Here is a 10,003-nt window from a genome sequence, read left to right on the forward strand (position 1 = left end):
GCGATGGGATGCTCGCCGAGCTCGAGGGTGACGCCCTGTGCTCCGGGCGTCGTGCTCTCGCCGTGCCCGCCCCGCGTGAATTCATTCTTGTGGGGAGCGCCGCTGAGCAGCGTGTAGCCGAGGTTGATGACGTCGGGCGTCTCGTCGCCGCCGCCGCGGGGAACCGTGAGGGTGAGGACATGCTTCCCGTCCATGGTCAAGCGGCACGTAGCGCTGGCTTCCGCGTACTGGAAGTCGATCTCCTCAACGGTCTTCGGGAAGCCCCAGATGGTGCAGCCGGCCTCGCAGGTGAAGCTCTGGTCGACCGGGAGGGCACGGATGTAGGTACCGGCCTGGTCGTCGCCGGCGCCACGGGGCTTCACGAAGAAGATGACGCCGACTTCGTTGTAGTTGCCGAGATCGTTGTCCCGGTAATCGATGATCGCGAGGGAGAGTTGCGTCTGGCCCGGGGCCGGCTCGAGCACTTCGAAGGCCTCCGGCACGAGCTTCTGGGCTTCCTGGGCAGGCACGAAATACATGACCGTGCCTGCGGAGGCGTCGCGGACCTCGCACGGAAGCGTGACGGTCTTCCCCTGGATCTCGTAGCTCGTCTGGGCGGCCATCTCGTGCTCCTCTATTGGTCCAGCACGTCCGCGGCAACCAGCTCTTCCAGGTAGGGCGTGTCCCACCACGAGAGCTGCATTTCCTTGGCGCGCCGGAAGTACATCTGGGTGTCGTACTCGATGGTAAAGGCTACGCCGCCCCAGATCTGGGCGCACACCCGCGTGACGTCCTGGTAGGTGTTGCAGGCGAAGAGCTTCGCCATCGGCGCGAAGCGCGCGGTCGAGCGGCCCAGGGCTCCGTTCCACGCGGCTTCGTGGACGAGGACCCTGCCGCCTTCGATCTGCGTCGAAGCATCGGCCATGTAGTGCGCCAGGGCCTGAAAGGCACCGAGGGGTTTGTCGAATTGCTTTCGTACCTTGGCGTACTCGACCGTGTTTTCGAGGCAGCGATCGGCACCGCCGATCGCCTGGGCGGCTTGAAGAACGAGGCCGTCCTGAAGCACCTTCGCGAACGTCTCCCAACCACTGCCCGCAGCGCCGATGCGTGCGCTGACAGGTACCCGGACATCGCGCAGTTCGACCCGGTAGTGCGCCTCGCCACTCTGGGAGCGGATCTGCTTCAACTCCACGCCGTCACCGGACGGATCGACCAACAAGAGTTCGACACCGTCGTCGCTACGCGCGAGCACGATCAGCCGCTCTGCGGAGCTCGCGTAGTTCACATGACGCTTCACGCCAGAGAGCAGGTATTCGTCGCCTTCCCGCTTGGCGGCAAGTGCCACACCTTCCGGTCCGAAGCCACGGTCGGGCTCGAGCCATGCGGGCGTCAGGATGGCATCACCGGCGACGATCTTCGGGAGCCATGCCTCCTGCTGCGCCTCACTGCCCGCTTCCAGCAGCATGCCCGCACTGAGAACGGCGCTCACGAAGTGGGGCGTTGGCGCCATCGCCCGGCCCAGCTCCTCGTAGACCAACGCCGCTTCGAGCAGGCCGAGCCCGCCTCCGCCGTGGCTCTCCGGGATGAGAACGCCGACCAGGCCAGCCTCCGCCATCTGCTTCCAGAGGCCGGCGGGATAGCCCTTCGGGTCGTCTTCCATCTCGCGGACGACCTCGATCGGGCAGTGCTCCCCGAGCAGCGCCCGGGTCATGTCCTTGATCATCTGCTGCTCTTCGCTGAGCTCGAGATCCATCCTGCAGTCCTCTAGAAGTTCTTGGGCAGGCCGAGGTGCCGCCGCGCGATGATGTTCTTCTGGATCTCCGAGGATCCTCCTCCCACCGTTTCGTTCATCGTGGCCCGGTAGGCGCCCTCGAAGCGGCCGCGGATCGGTGCCTCGTCCTGGCCTTCGCGGATCGTGCCAGCGGCACCCGTGATATCGAGCGCCTCGTCGCATACGCGCTGGGAAAGGGTCGTGGTGAAGAGCTTGTACTGGGAAGATTGAATGGACGGCGGCTTGCCTCCCGCTTTCGCGGCGCAGACGAAGCGTGTGCTGAGCGCCTTGGCGACCGCCGTATCCGTCACGATGTTGGCGATCAACCTTCGCGTGTCCGGATTCTCGCGGATCGGTTTGTCATCGCGGGTTGCGGTCTTCGCCCAATCAACGAGTACACGCGTGCGCTCGCTGATGGGCGAGAGCGTGAACATCGTGAAGCGCTCGAGATCGAGGGCCTCGGCGATCATCTGGAAGCCCTGGCCGCGTTTGCCGACCAGGTACTCGTCCGGCACGAATACGTCGGTGAAGAAGACTTGATTCGTGGTGTCCTTGCCGATGGTGGGAAGGCTCTGGATTTCGAGCCCCGCGTGGTCCATTGGAATCAGGAACAGACTGAGGCCGTCGTGCTTCGGCTTGTCCGGATCGGTGCGTGCACCCACCCAATACCAATCCGCGAAGTGGGCCGAGGTCGTCCACATCTTCTGGCCGTTCAGGTTCCAGCCGCCGTCGACCTTGTCCGCCTTCAACTGCATGTTGGCCGCGTCCGAGCCGGCTTCGGGTTCGCTGTAGCCCACAGCGAACTCGACTTCTGCCGACAGGATCTTCGGCAGGAACTCGGCCTTCAGGAAATCACTGCCGTGGCGGATCAGCGTCTTGCCGATGATGCCCACACCCTTGCCGATCTGCGGCGCCGCGTGGCGGGAGAGCGCTTCGTTCAGGATGAACTCGTAGACGCCCTCGATCTCCTGCCCGCCGTACTCCTTCGGCCAGGACATTCCGAGCCAGCCCTGTTTGGCGAGCTTCTTCATGAAGTCGCGCCGCTCGGGAGTGTCCGCGAGCTGGGTGAAGTTCTCGCGGGTCGGGTCCATCACGACGGGGTCATGGTTCTCGGTGAGCCACTGCTCGACCTCGTCGGCGAATTTCTGCTCTTCGGGGGAGAAATCGAAGTCCACGCAGTCCTCCTAGGGAAGGCAGAAATCATATACGATACGGGCCGTATTGTAAATGAGGGAATGCCTGGAATGGTGAGGGGCCTCTCCCGAGGCGTCAGAAGACCGCGATGGCCTCCCGCACGATCATGATGGCCAGGGCCACCCAGGAGAGAGAGAAGAGGGCGAAGCGGATCGGCACCAGGTTGAGGGTCGCCTGCACGATCGAATGCAGGATCCGCAACGCGACGAACGCCCAGGCGCATGCGACGTGGAGGCCATCCACGTGCTGGAGCACGGCGATCCCGAGCGCCACGGCGTAGAACAGGGTGGGCTGTTCGAAGAGGTGGTTGTAGTTGTCGGCGACCCGGACGGCTTCCGGAGGCAGCTGCTTGAGCGCGGCGGTGTCCTGGGCTTGTTCGGGTGTGATCCCGGCTTTCGACATCGCCGGGAAACGGGTTGCGTACATCCAGAGCAACATCACGACGGAAAGCAGGCCCATCACCATGACCGGCTGAAGAATCTCGGTAGCGCTCATCGTGCCTCCTGGCTTCTGTGTACCCGGGATCCTACAGGTCGCCTCCGCTATCGGGCCCAGCCCTTTCGTGCTGCCACAGACATTCCAGGCAACCGGCTGCGGACCGGGATGCCCTATCCTGGCCTGGGGGATGAAGGAGAAGCGATGAGCATTCTGGATCGTTATCAGGCCTACGCCGACGCGTTCGAGCAGAGCTACGAAGACGATGATTGGTCCCGCATCGAGGGGTACTTCACGGAAGATGCGGTCTATGAAGGCGAACCGGCAGACGCACGAGGACGCGATGCCGTGATCGCCAAGTTGAAGGGCGGCGTGGCTGCCTTCGACCGGAACATGGACAGTCGTTCTCCAGACTTCCAAACGCCAACGGTCGACGGCGATACGCTGACGATGAAATGGGCAGTGACCTACACCAAGGCGGGCAAACCCGATCTGGTGATCTCCGGCATCGAGACGGCAGTATTCGAGGGCGACCGCATCAAGCTTCTACGCGATGACTTCGACCCCGAGGCCCAGAAAGGGATGGGCGAGTGGATGGCAGCCCACGGCGCATCGCTGGGAGGCAGTTAGCGCCGGGCCCGGCGGAAGGCCAGTGGCCTTCCGCCGCAAGGGCCTCATGCAAGAGGAGAACTCATGAGCAACGCAGGGTCTGCGGACTTCCCGATCGCGATCATCGGTGCGGGCTTCGCGGGCATCGGAACCGCCATCCAGCTCAAGAAGGCGGGCATCGATTCGTTCACGATCTTCGAACGCGCCTCGGAGGTCGGGGGGACCTGGCGCGACAACACGTACCCGGGCGCGGCCTGCGACGTCCCCTCCCACGCCTACTCCCTCTCCTTCGAGCAGAGCCCCAACTGGAGCCGACGGTTCGCACCGTCCGAGGAGATCCAGGAGTACCTGCTGGGCATCACGGACAAATGGAGCCTGCGGAAGCACATGCGTTTCGATTCGGAGATCGTGGAGGCGCGCTTCGACGAGGCCGCGGGTAGTTGGACGCTCACGACCGAACGGGACGAGACGTTCACAGCGCGGGTCGTCGTCTCCTGTGTTGGCGGCCTGGTCGATCCCGCGATGCCCGAGATCAAGGGCATTCAGAGTTTTACGGGCGAACTCTTTCATACCGCACGTTGGAATCATGAGTACGATCTGGCAGGCCGTCGTGTGGCCGTGATCGGAACCGGTGCCAGCGCCGTGCAGGTCGTGCCCGAGGTCGCTCGGGAGGCGGCGCAACTGGATGTCTATCAGCGAACGCCGGCCTGGGTCGTGCCGAAGCGCGACAAGGTCTACTCGGAACGCTACAAGCGCCTGCTCGCCCGCTTCCCGATCCTGCTGCGCGCCAACCGCTTCATGATCTACTGGATGAGCGAGCTGTTCGGTCCGATCATCTTTCTCGACAACGAACGCCTTTCGAAGCTCGGCGAAAAAGGCTCTCTTGCTCACTTGAAGGCCCAGGTGAAGGATCCGGCACTGCGCGAAAAGCTCACGCCGGATTTCCAGTTCGGCTGCAAGCGCATGTTGATTTCCGACGAGTACTGGGCCTCCTTCGAACGGCCGAATGTCGAACTGGTCACCGACCCGATCGAGGAGATCAAGAGCGGCGGGATCGAGACCAAAGACGGCAGCTTCCGAGAGGTCGATGCGATCATCGTTGCCACCGGCTTCGCCCTCGGATTGGCCAACGCACCCTTCCCGATCACGGGAAAGAGTGGCCGGAAGCTGGATGAGGTCTGGAAGGACGGCGCCGTCGCCTACAAGGGAATGAACGTCTCGGGCTTCCCGAACTGGTTCATCCTGATGGGGCCCAACACCGGGCCTGGTCACACTTCAGTGCTCGTCTACACCGAGGCGCAGATCGCCCATACGATGACGGCCATCAAGAAGCTGCGCAGCGAAGGGCTCCGCTACGTGGACGTCCGCAAGGACGTGCAGGATCGCTACAACGATCGCCTGCAGAGCCGCATGAAGCACATGGTGTGGTCCACCGGCTGCAACAGCTGGTATCTCTCGGACGACGGCAGCAACCACTCGCTCTATCCCGGCTTCGCGGCGGAGTACGCATTGAGAGCCCGCCCGTTCCGGCCGCGAGACTACGAGATCGTCGCGTAGGAGCTGAAACCCGCCACACTTCCGACCTCTATTCGAGCTCAGTCGTCGCCGTCATCGCTCGGGGCGGCGACTCGATTCCGACCCGCGTCGAGTTGCTGGAGGAAGAGAGAGAGGGGTGCTGCGGCCAGGATGAAGAGCGACAACAACCCGGTCAGATACCACCCTGAACGGGAGCCCGGGAGCACTCCCGCTGCATTGAGGAAGAGCAACAGGCTGATCGAGAGGGCAAAGCTCGCCGCAACCAGGATACGGCGTTCGGTACGTCGAGCGGCTCCGGGGAGCGCGAGCTTCCGATCCCGCTTCCCGGCCAGCCCACCCTGAGTGAGGATTGCGATGCCCAGCGCTCCGCTGGCAATCGCCAACGCTGTGCTCTCCTGAACGCCAAGCTCACGGAGCACAAGCGGAAACAGGGAGAAGACGAAGGCGGTCAGGCACCACGAGACCATGAGCCAAAGACCCGTAGCCATCTGACCTCGCCAGGGCTCGCCTGCCAACTGCGGAATGATCACCACGAGGGCCGAGAACCCCGCGAAGCCGATGGCACATTCTGCGATCGTCGTCAGCAGCTCGCTAGGCATGTCGTGACCACCATGCTCGCCTTTCGGCGGCCGAGCCGGGAACTCAACTCTGTTCGCCGTGGAAAACGGAATCCGCGACCGACAGGAACCAGAGGCCGGCGGCACACAGGCCAAGCAATAGATTTGCGAGGTAGAGCGAGAATGCGTTGAGACCACCCATTCCGAGAACGTTCGTCAGGCCCACGACAACACTGATGGGAAGAAGAATCCATAAGGGGACGTTGAGCCATCCTTCACCAGTAGGAGTGTTGCGGCGCCAGCGAAGGACGGTGTGGCCTACGGTTACGACGACGTACAACCCGCTCGAGATCCGCCAGACCATCGGATCGGAGGGCGCAAGCTGAAGGAATGGGAGAGGCAACAAGGCGAAGGCTGCGTTGCGGAACGCCACCTCGAGCATCCCTCTGAGGCGCAGCGAAGCAAAGACACGCAATGCGTCGTCCTGGCGCCCCCCGATGACGCTCACGAGGCTCGCAAAGCCCGCCAGCGCCACGGCGATTTCGGCGATCGTAAGAAGGGTATCCTTGTGCTCCACCTGGCCTCGCTTTGTTGTCTTGCGGATCGGCGTTGACTGGTGGAGGGGGGGCGCTACCGGACTCGTCCGACACTGAGAAGATCGATGCCAGGACGGTACAGCGGCGATTTGAGCCGCGCTATTCGATGCCGGGTCTAGCGCCCCGTTGAGCTGCGATGGGCTCATTGTTCGCAGATAGGGCCCTGAGGAAATCCATGGTTCACGCTTCGATCTAGACAGCGGACTCATTGAGTGCGCCTCTTCCGTCGGCCCGAAGCCCACGCGCGAAAAGAGCCGCGACCACGAACAGGAGCGGCGCCGTAGCGAGACCTGGATTGTAGTCTCGGGCGACTACCGCCCAGACCGGATGGGCAACGCCATTGTAAAGCTCGATGGCAACCCAGATCCACGCCCAACGACGCGCGGTGGCTTCGCCTGGTGCAACGCGGCAGAAGAAGCACCACAGACCGAACAACACGAGCATTGTGTTGAACACGATGAACCCGGGATGGGCGATTCCAGGCCACATGCCGTCAAGAATTCGTGCTGGGGGAAAGACCTCGTAGAACTCGAAGGCGTACTCCTCGACAGAATGCAGGGCTTGCAGCAGAACGAGCACAAGAAACGCGGTCCTGTATTTCTGAGTCATCGGGGTGTCTCTCGATCCTGCCGACGTCACGGGCGCTGCGCGACGGCGAGGATGCGGCGACTCTCGGAGAGTTCGGGTGGGCGCAAGGTAGCCCATGCGAAGGTGAGAGGAGCGGCCGGTTCGCCGAGCTCACGAGTCAACTCTTCGCGACGATCGAGGATGCCCGAGAACACGTTGCGCATTCTGTCTTCCCAGTCTGGTGTCTCCTCGTAGGTCTCGATGATGAAGCCGGCACTCTCTAATGACGGCCGATAGTCGATGATGGGGCCCGTTCGGAGGCTTTCGCTGCGGGTTTTGAGTTCGAAGCTCGTGAAGGCCAAACGGCCTCGAGGCTTCATGACACGCGCAATCTCTCGAAACGCAGCCGCGGGGTCGTCCGCGAATAGCAGTGCATCAGTGCTCATCACGCCATGTGCGAACGCATCGGGCAAGCCGGTCGACGCGAACTCCCCTTGCTGGAAACGCGACCCTTCGGGAAGTCCGCCAAGGTGACGGTTCCGAGCAATCCCGAGAGCACCCGGAGAAGAATCCACTCCCGTGAGTCGAGCTTCCGAGGTCTTCGCCACGTGGGCCCCGGGTCCGCCAGCGCCGCAGCCGATATCCGCCATATCTTGGCCGACCTCCTGGCCGAGAGCCTCGGAAATCCCGCGCAGATCGCTGCAGGTGACGAAGCTGAGCGGATCGGCATCTTCCGGATAGTCGTCCGCATAGGCGTGACGCCACACGTCACGAAGCGTCGGGCTCTTCGCCTGAGCTTCGAACATGATCTTGAAGAGGTCCTCATCCATCCTGGTAACCTCGGTCCTGGCGACCAACTACCCGCGTGCAATCGAACGAAGGTGGGCGTCGACCTCCAATCGGAAGGGTTCTGCGATTAGGAGGCGTTGGCGAGACCACCAACCTTGCACGGCTGGAGCTTCGAGGAAACGCAACAGGAGTGGCGTATACCTTTCTCGAATATCTGGCTCGACTTCCGCGAATGTGTACGCGAGGCTCATCTGGCTGAAGTACCTGAACAAGAACCGGCCCAGCCGCTCACGATCGCCTTCGGCGGTTTCACCGCCGGCCAGCGCGGCCAGCCAGATTCGCTGCAACTCGGGGTCGTCATCGAGTCGATCCATCACGTGCTGCATCGATTGGTGGACGGCGTACCGGGCATTGAGGCGCTCGATTCGACTGTTCTGTCTGATCTGAAGGGCAAGGTAGATCAGCGATACGATCACGCCGACGCCGCCGACGAACTCCCCGATTCCGCCGAGATCCTGGAAGCTCAAAGGTTCCTCGCGCCGCAATACGTCGGGCTTCAGCCGCAAGACACAACGCTGGCCGTCAACGTCGTGCTGTGGGGTCCCGATGCCAGAATGCTACCGAATTCAGCATCGCCCAGCTTTCTGTGGGCGACGTCTTGATGTTCGGCGCGGCACGCGGAGAGGGGATCCGGCTCTGCGAGCCCGCCGTTTTCTCCGTGTTGGACACGATGAGGCCCCGGATGAGCGGCCATGTGACCGCCTTGAAAAGCTTGCCCGTTAGTTCGACGTCGATGGGGCCGAAGGTCGGATTCTGGCCCGTCCCGTGGTTGAACGTTGCGGTGTCTTGAAGGTGGAGATGAACGTGCGGGTAGTCCGAGTTTCCTGAGTTCCCACAAAGGCCCAATGGCTGCATTCTTCGAACACGATCGCCCACAACCACACTCACTGAATTCCTCTTCAGATGAGCAAGGAACACGAACAGGCCTTCCTTCGTCTCGATGATGATGTGATTTCCGGCTGGCCGTAAAGGATCCTTGGAACCCAGGGGATTGTCGGGCAGGTCACCAACCACGGTCGCGACGACTCCCTCCGCCGGTGCGAGCACGGCTTCATCCCAACAGAAGAAGTCTTCGACGCGGGTGGGCGTGCGACGCGTCAGCTCGCGGCCGCTGGGGCCACCGACCTTCGCAAAGTCGATCCCATACGCCTGGGCAGGGACGGCCATGTGGTGGTTGACGTTCAGCGTATCCCCACCCTGCATGACGAACCAACGACCCTTGAAGGGCAGGCTCAGATCCTGAGCGACTGCCTCAGCAGTTGAAAAGAGCATCAGAAGAAGAACCAGGCGCTTCATCTCGACTCCTCGCCGCCCAACGAATCCGCTGATCGGCAGTTCAGGCCGCAACCCGCACACTCACCGAGCCCATCTTCCCAAACTCCGCAACAGCCAGGTCGCCAGCTGAGATGGCCGGGGCACGAGCAAGGTAGGCTCCCGAGAGCAAGAGATCTCCATCGTTGAGTGCGTGGCCAAAGGCGGCAAGGAAGTTCGCTGCGAACGCCACGACCTCCCCAAGGTCCGAGGCGACCAGATCCGCGCGCGGGGGGCCGGATTCCTGGCCCGCAACGCTGAGGCGAGGCCACGTGCTTCCAAGTTCATGTGCGGCCGCGATGGGTACTGGATCGCCAATCACCGTGGCTTCGTGAAACATCGAGTGAGACACAACGTCCGTAAGGCCGGCACTTGGCTTCGAATAGTCGACGAGCTCCAGTGCGGGATGCACGGCAGCGATCATGGAGCGAGCAGACGCAGCCGAGGACCCTTCTGCCACCCTCGGTGAACACCTCAAAACCGGCCATACGTGAACGTCTGAAAAGCGGCCATAGGGAGCCGCCCAAGACAGGTGTGGTGTGATTAGCCCTTTGTGGGTGTGTTTTTCAAGGTGGCCTTCTCTCGGGATCGCCAGCTCC

The 10,003-nt window shown here is 62.6% G+C and carries 13 protein-coding genes; 2 read left to right on the forward strand and 11 right to left on the reverse strand.

What is annotated here, in order from left to right; genetic code table 11:
* From GY937_05580 to GY937_05595, 4 genes are all read right to left on the reverse strand, one after another.
* The coding region (locus GY937_05580) for an acetoacetate decarboxylase family protein (protein MCP5056183.1) at positions 1–602 on the reverse strand (602 nt) is incomplete at its 3' end.
* 11 nt (positions 603–613) lie between these two features.
* Positions 614–1,732 carry an acyl-CoA/acyl-ACP dehydrogenase gene (locus tag GY937_05585; protein ID MCP5056184.1) on the reverse strand — a complete coding sequence of 373 codons (1,119 nt, stop codon included), beginning with the start codon at positions 1,730–1,732 and terminating at the stop codon, positions 614–616.
* A gap of 11 nt (positions 1,733–1,743) precedes the next feature.
* Positions 1,744–2,925, reverse strand: a complete 1,182-nt coding sequence (locus GY937_05590) for an acyl-CoA dehydrogenase (GenBank protein ID MCP5056185.1) — start codon at positions 2,923–2,925, stop codon at positions 1,744–1,746.
* Positions 2,926–3,019: 94 nt separating this feature from the next.
* Positions 3,020–3,439, reverse strand: a complete 420-nt coding sequence (locus tag GY937_05595) for an MAPEG family protein (protein ID MCP5056186.1) — start codon at positions 3,437–3,439, stop codon at positions 3,020–3,022.
* Positions 3,440–3,583: 144 nt separating this feature from the next.
* Between GY937_05595 and GY937_05600 the strand changes: the two genes are divergently transcribed.
* Both GY937_05600 and GY937_05605 read left to right on the forward strand, forming a co-directional pair.
* On the forward strand, positions 3,584–4,009 hold the full coding sequence (locus tag GY937_05600; protein MCP5056187.1) for a nuclear transport factor 2 family protein: 426 nt from the start codon (positions 3,584–3,586) through the stop codon (positions 4,007–4,009).
* A 63-nt stretch (positions 4,010–4,072) separates the two neighbouring features.
* A complete protein-coding gene (locus tag GY937_05605) occupies positions 4,073–5,545 on the forward strand; it encodes an NAD(P)/FAD-dependent oxidoreductase (protein ID MCP5056188.1) in 1,473 nt (490 codons plus the stop codon).
* A gap of 38 nt (positions 5,546–5,583) precedes the next feature.
* Here GY937_05605 and GY937_05610 read toward each other — a convergent pair whose 3' ends face one another.
* The 7 genes from GY937_05610 to GY937_05640 form a co-directional block, all read right to left on the reverse strand.
* On the reverse strand, positions 5,584–6,123 hold the full coding sequence (locus GY937_05610) for a hypothetical protein (protein MCP5056189.1): 540 nt from the start codon (positions 6,121–6,123) through the stop codon (positions 5,584–5,586).
* Positions 6,124–6,166: 43 nt separating this feature from the next.
* Positions 6,167–6,658 carry a hypothetical protein gene (locus GY937_05615; protein MCP5056190.1) on the reverse strand — a complete coding sequence of 164 codons (492 nt, stop codon included), beginning with the start codon at positions 6,656–6,658 and terminating at the stop codon, positions 6,167–6,169.
* A gap of 211 nt (positions 6,659–6,869) precedes the next feature.
* Positions 6,870–7,286 (reverse strand): HXXEE domain-containing protein, encoded by a 417-nt coding sequence (locus tag GY937_05620; protein MCP5056191.1) that lies wholly within the window; start codon positions 7,284–7,286, stop codon positions 6,870–6,872.
* A 26-nt stretch (positions 7,287–7,312) separates the two neighbouring features.
* Complete coding sequence (locus tag GY937_05625; GenBank protein MCP5056192.1) at positions 7,313–8,074, reverse strand: class I SAM-dependent methyltransferase; 762 nt, start codon at positions 8,072–8,074, stop codon at positions 7,313–7,315.
* 27 nt (positions 8,075–8,101) lie between these two features.
* Positions 8,102–8,599 carry a hypothetical protein gene (locus tag GY937_05630; GenBank protein ID MCP5056193.1) on the reverse strand — a complete coding sequence of 166 codons (498 nt, stop codon included), beginning with the start codon at positions 8,597–8,599 and terminating at the stop codon, positions 8,102–8,104.
* Between the two features lie 16 nt (positions 8,600–8,615).
* Complete coding sequence (locus GY937_05635; GenBank protein ID MCP5056194.1) at positions 8,616–9,389, reverse strand: M23 family metallopeptidase; 774 nt, start codon at positions 9,387–9,389, stop codon at positions 8,616–8,618.
* Positions 9,390–9,429: 40 nt separating this feature from the next.
* A complete protein-coding gene (locus GY937_05640; GenBank protein MCP5056195.1) occupies positions 9,430–9,828 on the reverse strand; it encodes a hypothetical protein in 399 nt (132 codons plus the stop codon).
* Between the last annotated feature and the right edge of the window lie 175 nt (positions 9,829–10,003).

It is taken from the genome of bacterium, from assembly GCA_024228115.1.
Taxonomy (GTDB): domain Bacteria; phylum Myxococcota_A; class UBA9160; order UBA9160; family UBA6930.

Bases quoted from the DNA above. Each gene is read 5' to 3' on its own strand.
- GY937_05585 (MCP5056184.1), bottom strand. From the start codon at position 1,732: ATGGATCTCGAGCTCAGCGAAGAGCAGCAGATGATCAAGGACATGACC.
- GY937_05595 (MCP5056186.1), bottom strand. From the start codon at position 3,439: ATGAGCGCTACCGAGATTCTTCAGCCGGTCATGGTGATGGGCCTGCTT.
- GY937_05600 (MCP5056187.1), top strand. From the start codon at position 3,584: ATGAGCATTCTGGATCGTTATCAGGCCTACGCCGACGCGTTCGAGCAG.
- GY937_05605 (MCP5056188.1), top strand. From the start codon at position 4,073: ATGAGCAACGCAGGGTCTGCGGACTTCCCGATCGCGATCATCGGTGCG.
- GY937_05610 (MCP5056189.1), bottom strand. From the start codon at position 6,123: ATGCCTAGCGAGCTGCTGACGACGATCGCAGAATGTGCCATCGGCTTC.
- GY937_05620 (MCP5056191.1), bottom strand. From the start codon at position 7,286: ATGACTCAGAAATACAGGACCGCGTTTCTTGTGCTCGTTCTGCTGCAA.
- GY937_05625 (MCP5056192.1), bottom strand. From the start codon at position 8,074: ATGGATGAGGACCTCTTCAAGATCATGTTCGAAGCTCAGGCGAAGAGC.
- GY937_05635 (MCP5056194.1), bottom strand. From the start codon at position 9,389: ATGAAGCGCCTGGTTCTTCTTCTGATGCTCTTTTCAACTGCTGAGGCA.
- GY937_05640 (MCP5056195.1), bottom strand. From the start codon at position 9,828: ATGATCGCTGCCGTGCATCCCGCACTGGAGCTCGTCGACTATTCGAAG.